This is a genomic window from Cytobacillus eiseniae (assembly GCF_017874625.1).
In the GTDB taxonomy this organism is placed as follows: Bacteria; Bacillota; Bacilli; order Bacillales; family Cytobacillaceae; genus Cytobacillus; species Cytobacillus eiseniae.
Window position 1 is genome coordinate 14,187 of record NZ_JAGIKZ010000001.1, and the last position, 16,329, is coordinate 30,515.

General features: G+C 36.3%; 15 protein-coding genes. 11 read left to right on the plus strand and 4 right to left on the minus strand.

Going from position 1 to position 16,329, the window contains the following annotated elements:
- Window positions 1–28 precede the first annotated feature (28 nt).
- Window positions 29–1,855, minus strand: a complete 1,827-nt coding sequence (locus J2Z40_RS00085) for a DNA ligase D (protein ID WP_066395056.1) — start codon at window positions 1,853–1,855, stop codon at window positions 29–31.
- Window positions 1,856–2,011: 156 nt separating this feature from the next.
- Between J2Z40_RS00085 and ku the strand changes: the two genes are divergently transcribed.
- The 3 genes from ku (at window position 2,012) to J2Z40_RS00100 (ending at window position 6,280) form a co-directional block, all read left to right on the plus strand.
- A complete protein-coding gene (gene ku / locus J2Z40_RS00090) occupies window positions 2,012–2,842 on the plus strand; it encodes a non-homologous end joining protein Ku (RefSeq protein WP_066395054.1) in 831 nt (276 codons plus the stop codon).
- A 127-nt stretch (window positions 2,843–2,969) separates the two neighbouring features.
- Window positions 2,970–4,460, plus strand: coding sequence for a glycerol kinase GlpK (gene glpK, locus J2Z40_RS00095; RefSeq protein ID WP_066395051.1), 1,491 nt, complete (start codon window positions 2,970–2,972; stop codon window positions 4,458–4,460).
- A gap of 143 nt (window positions 4,461–4,603) precedes the next feature.
- Entirely contained in the window at window positions 4,604–6,280 is a 1,677-nt protein-coding gene (locus J2Z40_RS00100) for a glycerol-3-phosphate dehydrogenase/oxidase (protein ID WP_066395048.1), read from the plus strand.
- Window positions 6,281–6,417: 137 nt separating this feature from the next.
- Here the strand turns inward: J2Z40_RS00100 and J2Z40_RS00105 are convergent, their stop codons facing one another.
- A complete protein-coding gene (locus J2Z40_RS00105; RefSeq protein ID WP_209795137.1) occupies window positions 6,418–6,813 on the minus strand; it encodes a DUF2500 domain-containing protein in 396 nt (131 codons plus the stop codon).
- 902 nt (window positions 6,814–7,715) lie between these two features.
- Here J2Z40_RS00105 and J2Z40_RS00110 point away from each other — a divergent pair.
- From J2Z40_RS00110 to J2Z40_RS00125, 4 genes are all read left to right on the plus strand, one after another.
- The gene (locus tag J2Z40_RS00110; RefSeq protein WP_053476600.1) at window positions 7,716–7,916 is read left to right on the plus strand and encodes a cold-shock protein; all 201 of its coding nucleotides are present in this window, start codon (window positions 7,716–7,718) and stop codon (window positions 7,914–7,916) included.
- Window positions 7,917–8,230: 314 nt separating this feature from the next.
- Entirely contained in the window at window positions 8,231–9,700 is a 1,470-nt protein-coding gene (gene cshA / locus J2Z40_RS00115; protein WP_066395046.1) for a degradosome RNA helicase CshA, read from the plus strand.
- Window positions 9,701–9,848: 148 nt separating this feature from the next.
- Window positions 9,849–10,049, plus strand: coding sequence for a cold-shock protein (locus J2Z40_RS00120; RefSeq protein WP_066395044.1), 201 nt, complete (start codon window positions 9,849–9,851; stop codon window positions 10,047–10,049).
- Between the two features lie 459 nt (window positions 10,050–10,508).
- Complete coding sequence (locus J2Z40_RS00125) at window positions 10,509–10,916, plus strand: cytosolic protein (protein WP_066395039.1); 408 nt, start codon at window positions 10,509–10,511, stop codon at window positions 10,914–10,916.
- Between the two features lie 31 nt (window positions 10,917–10,947).
- On the opposite strand, the gene J2Z40_RS00130 is transcribed toward J2Z40_RS00125, so the two are convergent.
- On the minus strand, window positions 10,948–11,235 hold the full coding sequence (locus tag J2Z40_RS00130) for a DUF6509 family protein (protein WP_066395036.1): 288 nt from the start codon (window positions 11,233–11,235) through the stop codon (window positions 10,948–10,950).
- Window positions 11,236–11,559: 324 nt separating this feature from the next.
- On the opposite strand from J2Z40_RS00130, the gene J2Z40_RS00135 reads away from it, so the two are divergent.
- The 4 genes from J2Z40_RS00135 (at window position 11,560) to J2Z40_RS00150 (ending at window position 15,541) form a co-directional block, all read left to right on the plus strand.
- Window positions 11,560–11,772, plus strand: coding sequence for a cold-shock protein (locus J2Z40_RS00135; protein WP_066395033.1), 213 nt, complete (start codon window positions 11,560–11,562; stop codon window positions 11,770–11,772).
- Between the two features lie 266 nt (window positions 11,773–12,038).
- On the plus strand, window positions 12,039–12,809 hold the full coding sequence (locus J2Z40_RS00140) for a hypothetical protein (RefSeq protein WP_157087827.1): 771 nt from the start codon (window positions 12,039–12,041) through the stop codon (window positions 12,807–12,809).
- A 112-nt stretch (window positions 12,810–12,921) separates the two neighbouring features.
- Entirely contained in the window at window positions 12,922–13,635 is a 714-nt protein-coding gene (locus J2Z40_RS00145; RefSeq protein ID WP_162840484.1) for a TVP38/TMEM64 family protein, read from the plus strand.
- Window positions 13,636–13,873: 238 nt separating this feature from the next.
- Complete coding sequence (locus J2Z40_RS00150) at window positions 13,874–15,541, plus strand: peptide ABC transporter substrate-binding protein (protein ID WP_066395024.1); 1,668 nt, start codon at window positions 13,874–13,876, stop codon at window positions 15,539–15,541.
- A gap of 97 nt (window positions 15,542–15,638) precedes the next feature.
- Here J2Z40_RS00150 and J2Z40_RS00155 read toward each other — a convergent pair whose 3' ends face one another.
- The gene (locus J2Z40_RS00155; RefSeq protein ID WP_066395022.1) at window positions 15,639–16,145 is read right to left on the minus strand and encodes a DoxX family membrane protein; all 507 of its coding nucleotides are present in this window, start codon (window positions 16,143–16,145) and stop codon (window positions 15,639–15,641) included.
- Window positions 16,146–16,329: the final 184 nt, after the last annotated feature.

Here is a 16,329-nt window from a genome sequence, read left to right on the forward strand (position 1 = left end):
AGAGAATCTGTCATCAAAGGCAGGTTCTCTATTTCTTTAAAAAATCTAATACTGGTGTAAACTTTTGGATTTCCTTTGTTTGAAAAAAGTGCTGGAAGGGGTCACCAACCTTATTTAATCTTTGGATCATCGAGGGGATTTGAAAGTCGACAATGTTTAAGTGATCATTCACTTCATCCCAATGAAGAGGAGTTGCAATTGTTGCTTCCATTGTGCCTCTAGGTGAATAGGGAGCGATAATTGTTTTTCCTTCTGCATGTTGGATATAGTCAATATAAAGTCGATCCCCACGATTTTTTTTCATCCTTTCGATTGTGAATAACCGAGGCTCCTTTGATAGTAAGTAATTGGCAACGAAGGTTGTGAATAATCTAGTATCTTCATAACTATACGTATTGTCTGGTAAAGGCAGGTAGACTTGTAGCCCTTTATTCCCAGATGTTTTCACAAAGCCGATTAATTCAAGCTGGTCGAATATTTCTTTAATATATTGTGCTGCTTTTATTGCAAGTCCAAATGCCTTTCTTGAGGGAGGGTCAAGGTCAAAGACAATTTCACTTGGGTGCTGCTGGCTATACTTTTGAAAAGGAATATGATATTCAAAAGCCAATTGATTTCCAAGCCATAGCAATGTCTTTAAATCATTGCAGACAATATATTGAATCCCATCATCCATATGGGTTTGCACAAAATCTGGTGCATATTCAGGACAATCCTTTTGGTAGAAGGACTCACCAAGTACACCGTGTGGATAGCGAATAACTGTTAATAATCGATTGTTTAGGTATGGAAGCATATAAGGAGAAATCTCCCTTAAATAATGGATGTAGTCGATTTTTTGCAGGGAGGGCGTTGCCCATAATGGCTTTTCTGGATGCGTAATCTCCACGCCGGGTGGAAGGTTTTTCTGTCCTTGAATAAAATGATTGAGTGTACAAGCCTCTGGCTTTAAATCGAATCTGAATTGATGGAAGTGCGGCTCACGCATTTGTTCCTCATACATTTCCAAATATTTTACTTCGACACAAATAGCGGGTTCGATATATATAAATTGATTGTCTTCCTCTAACATATTTTCCTTTATTATTTGAAAAAGCGCTATCTTCTCCTCAGGCTTTAAACCAAAAAGAAATTGACCAATTGGAATGATTTGATCATCCTGAAAGACACCCGCATAATAATAGCCGTTTGATTTCTCATAAGCAGTGATAAAGCAATTTACATATTTCCAATTTTTATATTTGAGCCAAAGGGATGTTCGCTTTCCTTCTTCCCATTTATTCGTTACTTGTTTGGTTACAATGCCTTCTCCATCGAACAGGATGACATTTTCCCATATTTCATTGAAATTTTGATAATAGGGGAGTAATTGAACGAGTTCTGTGCTTTTTTCATCGGGCAGAAGGGGAAGGATGCATTTTTTAAATAGTGCTGTTAATTTTTCTTTCCGTAAAAGGAAATTCTCCTCCTGTATCTTTTTTCCATTTAGCATGATTACATCGAAGATAAGTAGTTTGCATGGAGATGTGTTTGCTTTCTCAGCAATTTTCTTTTCTGAGCGCATACGTCCTCTCACCTGAATGGAATGGAAATTTGCTTTATAGGCATTTTCAAGGAAGACGAGTTCACCATCTAGTATGAATGGAAGAAAGGGGGCAAATTTCGCTTTGTTCGTCTCTAGAAAGGACTTTATTTCTGGAAATTGTTCCATTAAAGATTTGCCATTCTTGCTTTCTAATCTTATTCCTGCCGAATCCCAATATAGAATCGCTCGAAAGCCATCATACTTGACTTCATAGACCCAATCACTCCCTTTAGGGAGTTCGAATGTGAGGCTTGGCAGCATTGGCTTCATCAGAAATTCTCCTTTCGTATGCAGTCCCTTATAATTTGCCCATTTTTTAAAAAAATCCACACTTTTCATGTCCATTGGGTTTTCTGCCAGCATTTATTACGTATGAATGAATGATCGCTACATAAATTAAACAATAAAAACGATGGGAGTCCGATCATGCATACAATATGGAAAGGAAGCATTAGCTTCGGCCTCGTTAATATTCCAATTAAGCTTCATGCTGCTACAGAGGATAAGGATATAAAGCTAAGGAATTTGCATAAAGAATGTCATTCACCGATTAAGTATGAAAAGGTATGCCCAGTATGCGATGTGGAAATACAAACAACGGATATTGTAAAAGCATATGAATACACAAAAGGGAAATTTGTCATTCTTGATGAAGAGGATTTGGCGAAGCTGAAAAAAGAAAATGAAGAGAAAGCAGTTGAAATTATTGACTTTGTGAAAATAGAGCAGATTGATCCGATCTATTATGATCGAACCTATTATATGTCGCCAGGTGATAGCGGGGGGAAGGCTTATTCTCTGCTAAGGAAGGCATTAGAAGAGTCTGAAAAAGTCGGTTTAGCAAAAATTATTATCCGATCTAAGGAGCAGTTAGCAGTCTTGCGTGTATATGAAAATACATTAGTAATGGAGACGATTCATTATCCAGATGAAGTTCGTCATTCAGGGGATGTACCAAACGTCCCAGCTGATGATAAGGTGACAAAAAAGGAATTAGATACAGCCATTCTTTTAATCGATCAATTAACAACTGAATTTGAGCCTGAAAAATATACAGATGAATACCGAACAGCCCTTCTTGAGCTAATCGAATCGAAACGGACGGGGCAAGAGATTGTTACACCAGTTGATAAAGCACAAACATCCAATGTGACTGATCTAATGGCTGCACTCCAAGCATCTATTGATAAAACAAAACCGAAAAAGCCAGCAGCAAGAAAGAAAAAGACCCCAGCGAAAGCAAAAAAAGAAGCGTAGTTATTAGAAAGCCGAATTTGCCATTTAGTTGCAGATTCGGCTTTGTTTTCTATATTATTAAGATTAAAGATCATGATTATCGTTCCCTTCACGGAAGGGGGATATAGATAGAAATGGGGGAGGAAAAATGAAGACATATATTCTATCTTTAGATCAAGGGACAACTAGTTCAAGGGCCATTTTATTTAATGAGAATGGGGAAATTGTGCATTTCGCACAAAAGGAGTTTACGCAATATTTTCCTAAACCAGGCTGGGTAGAGCATAATGCAAATGAAATTTGGGGTTCGATTTTGTCTGTTATTGCAGAAGTACTTTCCGAATCCGGAGTAAAACCAGAACAAATAGCGGGAATTGGTATCACTAATCAGCGTGAAACAACGGTTGTTTGGGATAAGGAGACAGGTCAGCCTGTCTATCATGCGATTGTATGGCAATCAAGGCAAACAAGTGAAATATGTGAAGAACTGAAAGCAAATGGATATAATGATACATTCCGTGATAAAACAGGTCTGTTAATTGATGCTTATTTTTCTGGGACGAAGGTGAAATGGATCTTAGAAAATGTGGCTGGAGCAAGAGAGAAAGCGGAACAGGGGAAATTACTATTTGGTACAATCGATACTTGGCTAATATGGAAGCTTTCAGGCGAAAAAATTCATGTGACTGATTATTCAAATGCCTCACGTACATTAATGTTTAATATTTATCAATTACAATGGGACGAAGAGCTATTATCGATTCTAGATATACCCGCTTCCATGCTTCCAGAAGTGAAAGCATCATCTGGAATTTATGGATATACATCTGATGTTCATTTCTTTGGTGCGAAAGTCCCGATAGCTGGAGCGGCAGGAGATCAGCAGGCAGCATTATTCGGTCAAGCATGTTTTGAAAAAGGAATGGCGAAGAATACGTATGGTACTGGCTGTTTTATGTTAATGAATACAGGTGAAAAGGCCGTCCGTTCTGATCATGGACTATTAACAACGATTGCGTGGGGAATGAACGGAAAGATAGAGTACGCATTAGAAGGCAGTATTTTTGTTGCTGGGTCAGCAATTCAGTGGCTTCGTGATGGCATGAGAATGATAAAAAATGCTGGCGATAGTGAAGCATATGCAACAAAAGTGAACTCATCAGATGGTGTTTATATAGTGCCAGCCTTCGTTGGTCTTGGAACCCCTTATTGGGATAGTGAGGTTAGGGGGGCTGTATTTGGGTTAACGAGGGGAACGTCGAAGGAACACTTTATTCGCGCAACATTAGAATCTCTTGCATATCAGACAAAGGATGTATTATCTGCAATGGAAAGTGATTCAGGAATTGAGTTAAAGACACTACGCGTTGATGGTGGAATCGTAAAAAACAATTTTCTAATGGCCTTTCAATCCGACATATTGAATGTACCAGTTGAACGATCAATAATTAATGAAACGACTGCGCTAGGTGCAGCCTACTTGGCAGGTCTTGCCGTAGGTTATTGGCAAGATAAAGACGAGATTTCTCGCCAATGGGCTATAGACCGAACGTTTACACCGGCGATGGAAAAAAGTGCTAGTGACCAGTTGTATAGTGGCTGGAAAAAGGCAATTCAAGCAGCAATGGTTTTTAAATAATATATAATTGGACGACTAAAGAGACGGCAAATTCATTATTTTTTCAGATCATGGATTTTATCGTCTCTTTACTTATTTCAATCCCTCATTATAAGGAATATCATAAATGCATAACCTTTTCTGCAAAAGGGAGGAGTCAAGGCATGCTGTTTTCAAACCAAAGTCGAAATGAATTCGTTAACAAACTAACAAATGAAAAGTTTGATGTTCTAATTATTGGTGGTGGTATTACTGGAGCTGGTATCGCATTAGATGCCACCCTTAGAGGAATGAAAGTAGCACTTGTTGAAATGCAGGATTTTTCTTCAGGGACTTCAAGTCGTTCAACGAAACTAATTCATGGCGGCCTGCGCTATTTAAAACAATTTGAATTAAAAATGGTTGCAGAAGTAGGAAAAGAACGGGAGATTGTCTATGAAAATGGACCTCACGTCACAACCCCTGAGTGGATGCTTCTGCCGATTTATGAAGGTGGCACATTTGGAAAAATCAGCACCTCAATCGGGCTTAGAATGTATGATTTTTTAGCAGGTGTACGTAGAGCTGAGAGAAGAACGATGCTTACGGTACAAGAAGTGATTGATAAAGAGCCGCTTATTAAGAGGGTAGGATTAAAAGGAGGGGGCTATTACGTAGAATATCGTACGGATGATGCCAGATTGACAATTGAAATAATGAAATCTGCAGCATCAAAGGGAGCGACGCTGCTTAATTATACAAAGGTTGAAAATCTACGATACGAAAATGGCAAGATTGTTGGAGCATCTGTTTCTGATCAGCTCACGGAAGAAAGGTATGATATTCATGCCGAAATGGTGATCAATGCTGCCGGTCCGTGGGTCGATTCGATTCGGGAATTTGATGGCTCCAAAAAGGGGAAAATGCTGCAGTTAACGAAAGGAGTTCATTTAGTTTTTGATCAATCACAGTTCCCTTTAAAGCAGGCTGTATATTTTGATACGCCAGATTCACGTATGGTATTTGCTATTCCTAGGGATGGAAAAACATATGTAGGAACAACAGATACCTTTTACAGTGAGGATCCGAAAAGTCCAAAAATGACAGCGGAGGATCGTGCATACATTATACATGCGATTCATTACATGTTTCCTGAGGTGAAAATAACAGAGGAAGATGTTGAATCAAGCTGGGCTGGTGTACGGCCACTAATTTGGGAGGAAGGAAAGGATCCATCAGAAATTTCTCGAAAAGATGAGATATGGGAATCTGATTCGGGTTTGATTACAATCGCTGGCGGAAAGCTAACTGGCTATCGAAAAATGGCAGAGATGATCGTTGATGAAGTTATTAAAAAGTTTAATGAAGGAAAGAATCAATCTTTTGAGGAATGCCAAACGAAAGAATGGCCGATTTCTGGTGGGGATGTTGGCGGTTCAAGTAAATTTGGTGAATTTATCTTTAGGCAATCCGAAAAAGGGATGGATGCTGGCCTTACGAAAGAAGAGGCGGTTTCACTTGCAGCAATGTACGGTTCAAATGTTCCAGGTATTTATCAATTCGTTGTTGATAACGGAAAAAAAGAGGCAGAAGCAGTTGGTTTGCCGGTTAAATTATGGCTTCAATTAAAGTATGCTTTAGATGAAGAAATGGCTGCCACTCCATCAGACTTTTTTATTCGCAGAACAGGCGTCTTATTGTTTGATATCGATACAGTGAGAAAATACCAATTGGAAGTAATTGCCTATATGGCTAATTATTTTGGATGGAATCAAGTTCAGAAGGAGAAGTATTTTCAGCAATTACAGATTGAATTGAAGAACGCAACAATTCCAGTTGAAGGAAATCATGCGGGCAAATGAATGATCTGCCCGCTCATGTCCGGGTTCCTGTTTAAAGTTGCTTTTACTGCTTTTTGCATACAGCTTCTCCATAAGGTTTTTATGATCAAATCTATCAAGATAGATTATTAAAAAAGCCCATCATAATTGATGAGCCTTCATTGCCATCTTTCAAATCCAAGATAACGAGTGCCTTGGAATGTCAGTTTTCCAAAGTCACCTTCTGCGAGTTGGCCATATTCATTGCCACTCACGATAAATTCCATTCGATCTCCGCTATCTACTTCAAAAGTGGCATAATAAGTAGTTGATGAATGATGGTGTACATGATTATTATCTTGGTGAGCATTCCTATTCACCTGTGTTCGTTTTGTTATAAATTTAGCATTCACATCTAATACAGGCTGCTTATTATTATAACTCCATTGCTTTATTCCTTTAATTACTGTAAAAATAATCATGGCAAAAACAAATACAAAGATAAATGGAAAGATAAATGACATGATTGAAAACATATTAAAACCCATCCCAAATCCTGAATCGAACATCCCCATAATCTATATTCCTCCTCTATAACAAATTATACGTTTTTAAAATGATAATGTTTCAAAAAAAAATGCTATATTAATTTGACAACTCAATAATAATTAGATATAATATGGGAGTTGTATTCGAAAAGCGATGATGTAGACGTGAATGGAACAAATGATTGATTTTCTAATTGTTTGTTAAAATGCCGTCTTTTTTTATTTTATCGCAATGATAATCGTGCTCTCTAAGATTATAGCCGAGCAAAAGGTTTAGAGCTAAGAATAATTATGTGGACAACAGTTTTGTTGAATTTCTTCTTAAGTCATCATCTGAAAAACCAGAGAAGACCTCGCTTTAACACTTCTAATTTTTTTACACACTATGTGAAAGATCAAAAGAGAGTAACTTTTCCCAATTTGTATATTTTGTTATACCTGATTCTCGCTGGCACGGCCTAGGAGTCGTAAGGATGGAAGAGAGGAAGGGCTTTCATTGTTTTAGGTTAAAAGAAATGCTGAAGCGCCTTCGGAACAATCATAATAGAGATTGTTCCTTCGGGGATTACTCACAGGAGTTTCCCTTTGTCTGGCAAGCACAAGTCTAATCATCCGGAAAGATGTTTTTCTTTTCTGGAAGGATTGCTTTGTGACCTTGAGGGGCAGGCGCTGAGCTAGACAAAAAGTGAATTTTCGGATATATCGATAATCATCATGCATTCTCATGAATAAAAAAAAGAATTGACAATTGAGGTCAATGCAATTATGATTAGGTTAACGCTAAAGTACGTTATATATTTTTTGGATAAGTAGTCGTAGCTGCAATGAAATGTAGGCGATTTAATCCTCATTTTATTGCAATGCGACTTTTTTATGTTTAAGTTTATATAATCAAGACTTATAGTGAACACATTTTTGGAGGTAATCACATGAACACAGGTAAAGTAAAATGGTTTAATGCAGAAAAAGGTTTTGGATTCATCGAATCATCAGAAGGTCAAGATGTATTCGTACACTTCTCAGCTATTCAATCTGAAGGTTTCAAAACTTTAGAAGAAGGCCAAGCTGTAACTTTCGAAATCGTTGAAGGTAACCGTGGACCACAAGCTGCTAATGTAGAAAAAGCATAATCATGCGATAAATGAAGTGATGCATGTCAGTCATGCATCACTTTTTTACGTTATTTTTTCTCCACTTTGTATTCTTCATTCTTCTCCTCAAAAGAGAATCCATCCATTGTTTGCTTTTTCGGAATGATTATTTCACCTTTTCCTCGGGAGCGATTTGGAAAAAAGGCTCTAATGAACAATATCTAAATGGGAAGCAAAAGACCATTAGATCAAGTAAAAGAGATGCAAACTGGAAAACCTATTAACGTAGATAATGAATTATAGAAAACTGGAAAACCTATAGTAAGGTTATATAATAAGGAGGAACAAACACTTTGACAACTTTTTCAGATTTTAGTCTTAGTAATGAATTAGTAAAAGCACTTTCCAATATGGGGTTTGAGGAACCGACTCCAATCCAAGCACAGGCTATTCCTATTGGGTTAAAAGGAAAAGACATGATTGGTCAGGCTCAAACGGGTACAGGTAAAACGACTGCGTTTGGTGTGCCTTTATTAGAACAGATCGATAAAGAGGAAGGGATTCAAGGCCTTGTCCTAGCACCTACACGTGAACTTGCTGTTCAGGTAGCAGAAGAATTAAATCGTATCGGTCAAGTGAAGGGCATCAAAACGTTACCAATATATGGCGGACAGGATATTAATCGTCAAATTCGCGGCTTAAAAAATCGTCCTCATATCATTGCTGCTACACCAGGAAGACTTATTGATCATATTGAAAGAAAGACAATTCGTCTTAGCAATATTAAAATGGTTGTCCTTGATGAAGCAGATGAAATGTTAAATATGGGCTTTATTGAAGATATTGAGAGAATTCTTAGTGAAATTAAAGGAGAACGCCAAACAATGCTGTTCTCTGCAACAATGCCACGAAGAATCCAAACGCTTGCTGAGAAATTCATGCAAGAGCCAGAGTTAGTTAAGATTAAAGCAAAAGAAATGACAGTTACAAACATTGAACAACATTATATGGAAGTGCATGAGAAACAAAAATTTGATGTTCTCTGCAGTCTTTTAGATATTCAATCTCCTGAGCTTGCGATTGTATTCGGTCGTACAAAACGCAGAGTGGACGAAGTGGTTGAAGGTTTAATTAAACGTGGATATTCTGCAGAAGGAATACATGGCGATATCCCTCAATCAAAGCGTGATCAGGTCATCCGTCGTTTCAAAGAGCAAACCATTGATATCATGGTTGCAACAGATGTAGCAGCAAGGGGACTAGATATTAGTGGTGTATCACATGTGTATAATTTTGATATCCCTCAAGATCCTGAAAGCTATGTTCACAGAATTGGGAGAACTGGCCGTGCAGGAAACAAAGGGATTGCGGTTACGTTCGTGTCTCCAAGAGAGATTGATCATTTGAAAATTATTGAAAACGTAACAAAGAGCAAAATGGCGAAAAAACCGGTGCCATCATTTAAAGATGTGCTAATTGGTAATCAACAAGCTACAATTAATAAACTTATGGCAGTTATTGAAAATGAAGAGCATACTGACTATAAGAGAACAGCCGAAAATCTACTTGAAGATACAGATTCAGTTTCATTGTTAGCGGCTGCCTTAAAACTACTTACGAAAGATCCTGACGTAACACCTGTTAAATTAACAGCTGTTGAGCCTGTGCGTGTGAGAAAACCACGTGGGGATCGTAGTGGTAGTGGTGACAGAAAACGATACAGTGATCGTGGCAGAGATCGCAATAGAACTAGTGGTGGCGGAAGAGACAGGAATAGAGATAGAGATAGAAGAAGAAGCAATAGTCCTCGCAGCAGTAAATAAAGGATAGCCTTCGGATTCGTATGTCATCTATGAAAGAAAAATTAATTTTCTCCTAAATGTATGGATAGAATGATTTCGAATGAGCCATACTACTAGATGCAGGATATTTTATATCACTGTTAGTGATTCATATTTAGGAGGATTTGAAATGGCAACAGGTAAAGTAAAATGGTTTAACTCAGAAAAGGGCTTTGGGTTTATTGAAGTTGAAGGTGGAGAAGATGTTTTTGTTCACTATTCAGCGATTCAAACGGAAGGCTTTAAAACACTTGATGAAGGTCAGGAAGTTAATTTTGACATAGAAGAAGGCCAGCGTGGCCCTCAAGCTGTTAATGTGACGAAAGCTTAAACCATAATGAATAAAAAGAGTCCGAACAGGGCTCTTTTTATTATCAGAAAGCTGTATTTCCATTTTGTCTACTTAATCTGAGTTATGTTAGAAAAAGGCTAAATTCTAAAAGATTGTTGCTTTTGAAAGAAATGTTTGTATAGATATGGATGACAAAAAAGCTCGGTTGATTGGAGCGGAAGGTGCGAGATCCTCGAAAATGCTGTCGCATTTCCTTCGTGCGGTGTGAATTCTAAGTAGTATACTCAGCGCCCACCCCGCGGAAAGGGAGCACATGTACGCGGAAATCAACCTTTACCAACTGCATCTTAATTAGTAACAATGTTTGCAAAAACAGGATAGAAAAAAAGGAAAGCATACTTATATTCTTTTAGGAGTCAAAATAGTCTTCAATCTGGTTTTATATTAGTAGGAATGCTGGATTATTTATGGTAGATTAGTTTGGAAGGGGGAATAGAAATGAAAGAATTTACAGTTCAATTCCATAAAGAGGATCAAATTGAATCAATGAAGGTAAAAAAGTTAAGTGAAACTGATTTTGAGCGATTAACTGAAGGTGGAACAAGACATTTATTCGAATTAGATACAAATATCGGATTTTTTATTTATTTTGATGCTGTTGATGAAAATGGGGAAGAATCTTATATGGTTCTTCAATATGAGGAAGACAATGAAGATCCAACTGCATGCTATGCATTTGAATTAAAGGATTTCTATCAATTCGCTGCCCTTCATCTAAATGATCTTGAGTTTAATGAAGAAAATGAGCTCCAGGAAGAGGATGAAGAAGCTTATAGTCCGATTCATCATTTAGCTCATCTTATGTATCATATTGTTGAGGATGGAAAAGAAATCGAGGTTGAATAAGAAAATAGAGCAGGCGATGCCTGCTCTATTTCTATTCTTCGGTATGTAATAGCTGGTTGTTGCAAAAAATTGTGACCTCTTTTTCTTCTTCTTCATCAAGTGCAAATTCTAGTATTGTATCAGCAGATAAGAAGTGATAGTTCAGTATTCGGCTGTCATCTTCATTTTTATAAAAAAGAACTCGAAGCTGTACTCCGTTTTCAGAATATAATTCATCATCTTCATCCACCTCAATATCTAAAAAGAATTCAAAGCGGTCGCCAATTAATATACCTGTGGGATCAATTAATTGCTCTACAGAGAAGCTTGTGATCTTCATATGTTCCATCCTTCCGTATTAAAACATTTTCTTTCCTCAACTAAAACATTATACACTTTTCCCTTAACGATAGGATAGTATTACATAAATTCGGAAAGTTTTATCTTTCTTATATGTGAAGGCCGTTCCTTTCATCCTATTATAAGTGTAAGATTTTGACGTTTAAGAAAATTTATGTTATACTAGTTGTGATGAGTTGTATATTATTGAAAATTAGTTGCCCATAATTCACTTGTTATTTAGAGTTGATATTTTTTATGTCCTTTATGTAACAAGTGTTTTTATTTTTGAAACAGGGGTCGACTCTTTTAGGAGGTGCCTTCTATGGCAATGGGTTTTGGAAGAAAAAACACAGAAGAAATTAAATTAGAAGTGGTAAAGGTTTGGGAATGCACTTCAGAGAATTGTAATTGCTGGGTCAGAGATAATTTCAAAAGCGGTGAAAATCCAACTTGTCCAATCTGCAAAAGCGATATGGCAGAGACGACAAAAGAGCTACAGGTTGTCAATAACAATAGTATCTATTCAAACAATTGATATACAGCAGTGGAGGGCGAGATTTCGGCCCTCTTTTTTATTTCCTAAAGCTATCCATAAACTTGCTGTGTAAAGATTACTTTACTACAAATTGATCAATTAGTTCAAATGAACGCTATTCTGACTCGATCATTAAACACTTTTGGTATAGTTTTCTAGCGGTTACACAAACTAATGAATATGAATGTTAGTGGAAGTGAGTCAAATTGATCAACCTTATTTGGTATTTGATATTAGTTATTTTGAGCATTGGAATCATCCTCTTTATGTATAGAAAAAAGGATTTCAAAAAAAATCTAGCTTTGTATTTCATCGTTATTGGACTCGCATATTTATTGGAAAACGTTGTTCTTATTTATGGGAATGCTTACGCGTATTATCCAAAAGTATTTTCAGTGCAATGGTTTGACTCTATTTTTGGGGCAACTGTTTCACAAGCTGCCTTTATACCTAGTGTAATGATGGTTGTTGGTGCCTTTCAATTGACGACCAAATGGGTATTACTCATTTTAGTTGCCATTGCTTTTATTGAGGAATTATTTTTATCTATCGGGATATATGAACATTTTTGGTGGGAGACAGTATATACAATTGTTATTTTATTTATTGCTACTTTTGTGATTAAATGGTTGCGGAGAAGCTTGAACAATCCGCCTGCCTGGATTCGATATGTGACAATCTTTATGACAATCACAGCACTGATTCAATCAGCATCCTTTTATTTATCAACAATTTTTGAAATTCACTGGTTTTCAATAGGATTTTTTACTTCCATTTATCAAGATCATCTACTTGCTGATGCTATTTTTAGGGTGCTTTATACCTTTCCTTTAACGTATATTGTACTTTATTCATACAATAAATTTACACTCGTCTGCTTATTTTTTGCAGACATTCTTATCAAATTATTATTAATACAAAGTGGGATATTATCTATCATAAATTTCGGAGCACTCATTGCCTTCAGTGCATTGTTACTCATAAATATTTGGATCGTAAAAAGGGTTGAAGAATATTTATTTCCTCATTTGTCTTAGTGTATATAGATTTAAAGTTGTAGCCGCTCAGAATTGAGTGGCTATTTATTTGAAAATTTCCTTGTTCTATTGAAAAATCCTTATAATTGTTTCATGCAAATTTGATATGATAATGGAAAGGGAATTACATAATTATGGGGGTGGTGTTATTAATAAGCGGATAAAAGTAATCACCATTGTTATTTTGTTATTTATTGCTGTTATTTTACTTTTTAACTCTAATTTATACGAGATAATTAAATCTGGTGACATTGAGTCCATTCAATTATTTCTTGGGGAAAATTTATTATATACACTAGGTATAACATTTCTTATTATGATCATTCAAAACTCTTTAACATTAATTCCTCTTATTTTGATTATCTCATTAAATATTGCTATATATGGATTTGTATATGGTTTTTTATGGAGCTGGATGACAAGTGTTTTTTCGAGTATGTTAGTATTTTTAGTTATCCGATCTGGATTTCAAGAATGGTTATTGAAAAAAATAAACTTAAATATTTTATCTAATGGGGATAAGCAGGGCTTCACATATGTTCTTCAAGCGAGAGTTTTTCCATTTGTTCCTACAAGTTTAATCAATATTTCTGCTGCAATAAGCACGATCCGAATGAAGGATTTTATTTTAGCAACAAGTATTGGTAATTTTATTTACTTTTTTATATTAGCACTCATCCCAGCTGGATTAATCTCAGGGAAAATCAATGAGTACGTGTTAGGATTTCTTGCCTTCTTATTTATATTTCTTTTCTATTTTTTCAGGAAATATTTTATAAAACAAAAAGAAGTGAGAGAGGCTATCGTTCGGGAAGAGGAAAAATAATCAATTGAAAAAATAAAAACTACTTGCATAAAATTTTTAGACTATTTATAATAATCACAACAGATGGATTTTTACAAACACATTACAAATCTACTGGAAATGTAATGTGAATTTTACATTTATGCTTATATCTAGTAATTTAGTAGATTAAAAGTAATGTATAAAATGAATGTATAGGCATAAAGTTGTGAATGGTAGAAATGTGGCCATCTGAGATTAAAAAATAGGGGGTAAACAAATGAATAAGAAATTTTCGTTCTTTTTCAGTATGTTGCTAGTTCTTAGTATGTTCCTTGCAGCATGCAGTGGCGGCGGAAGTAGTTCAGAGCCAGCAACAAGCGAAGGTGAAACGCCAAAAGATAATGAACCTGCAGAACCTAATCCTGATGTGGCACAAAATTTAAGGATTAATATAAATACTGAGCCACCTTCTTTACATCCTGCTCTAGCAAAGGATACTACGTCTGGGGCTGTATTGCTTCAAACTTTTGAAGGCTTAACACGTATTAACCAAGATGGAACGCCTGAAGAAGCAATGGCAGAAAAAATTGCTGTTTCAGATGATCAAACGGTATATACTTTCACAATTCGTGATGCAAAATGGTCGAATGGAGATCCTGTAACAGCAAATGACTTTGAATATGCTTGGAAATGGGCATTAGATCCAAACAATCAATCAGAATATGCATACCAACTTTATTATGTTAAAGGTGCAGAAGATGCGCATGTAAATGGTGGATCTGTAGATGAAGTTGGCGTTAAAGCTTTAGATGAAAAAACACTAGAAGTTACACTTCAAAATCCAACTCCATTCTTCTTGGAGTTAACAGCATTCTATACTTATTTCCCAGTTAACAGCAAAATTGCTGAAGCAAATGCTGAATGGGCACATGACGCTGGTGAAAACTACACATCTAACGGACCTTTCGTTATGACTGAATGGTCTCACAGTGATAAAATCATTTTAGAAAAGAATGAAAATTACTGGGACGCTGACACAGTTAAATTAGAAACAATTGAAATGATCATGATCAATGATCCTAACACTGAATTATCAATGTTTGACAATGGTGAATTGGATTGGGCTGGAGCACCAACTGGTACTCTTCCAACAGATGCAATGCAAGCACTTAAGGATCAAGGACGTCTTACAACACAATCTATAGCTGGTGTGTACAACTATAAGTTCAATACAACGGTTGAACCGACTAGCAATGTGAATATTCGTAAAGCTCTTGCACATGCAATCAACCGTCAAGAATTAATTGATAATATTTTACAAGGAGAGCAAATGCCGGCAATGGGGATTGTCCCACCGTCTATGTTCCCAGAGAATGAAACAGGACATTTCCCTGATAATGATGTTGAAACTGCAAAAGAATTCTTACAAAAAGGTTTAGAAGAGCTTGGCTATAGTGACCCATCTGAACTACCTGCTATTGCACTTTCTTACAACACATCTGAAGCACATCAAAAGATTGCTCAAGCAGTTCAAGATATGTGGAAGCAAAACCTAGGTATTGAAGTTGTTCTTGATAACTCTGAGTGGGCTGTATACCTAGACAAAGTACATGCACTTGACTATCAAATTGCTCGTATGGGCTGGTTAGGCGATTTTAACGATGCGATTAACTTCCTTGAAATGTACCGTGATGCTGATGGCGGTAACAACGATACAGGTTGGGAAAGCAAAGAATATCAAGATTTACTTGCAGCATCAGCTACTGAGGGCGATGCAGATGCACGTCAACAACTATTAAAAGATGCAGAAAAAGTATTTATGGCTGATATGCCGGTTGCACCAGTTTACTTCTACACGAATAACTGGGTACAAGTAGAAAACTTAAAAGGTGTAGCTGTATCTGGTCTTGGTGATGCACAATACAAGTGGGCTTACTTCGAATAATAAGATGCATTGAATAGCAAGCAAATGAAAAGCCGAAATCACTCAAAGATTTCGGCTTTTCTAATTTAGATTTTAAAGAAAATAGTGTAAGTGCATATTAGTTTCTAATTGTATTTCCTGTTTTAATCTTCTCTGTTGTATGTTTACGGATAAAAGGAATAACAAAGCGGTCAAGCCCGATTTTTCCTGCGTTGAATCCAGCGACTAAAATAAATACTGTAAGAAGGACTAATTGAGCATTTGTGCTAACTGTACCAGAGAATAAGAATGCAAAGTTCATTGTAATCCCGAAGAAAGCAGCTGCAGTTGTAAAGCATCCAAGAATTAATCCAAGACCAACTAATAACTCACCCCAAGCAACTAGGAAGCTAAATAGTCCTGCATTTGGAAGAGCGATCCCTTCAAGGAAGCTTCCCCACCAAGCTTGTACGGTTGGACTTTCCCCTGATGCTTTTGCAATTGCTCCTTGTAAGAAGCCTGAAGCATCGAATCCGTCTGCTACTTTGTGGAAACCTGCATTTACCCAAGAATACCCAACATATAAGCGTATAATCGTAAGAAGCCAAGATGCGATCTTATTTTCTCTAAGCCATTTAACAAACATTCGAAATCTTCTCCTTTCAAAATCAAATAGATAACTACAACTAAAAGTTACCACATTGTTGTTCTTTTTAAATAAATAAGTGAGCAATTTCACTAATCCGTTGAAAAAATTTGAACAAAAAATGAAATTATTAATATAAGAAGGAATTAAATTTTTCAATAGATATATTTAAAAAGTTTTGTCT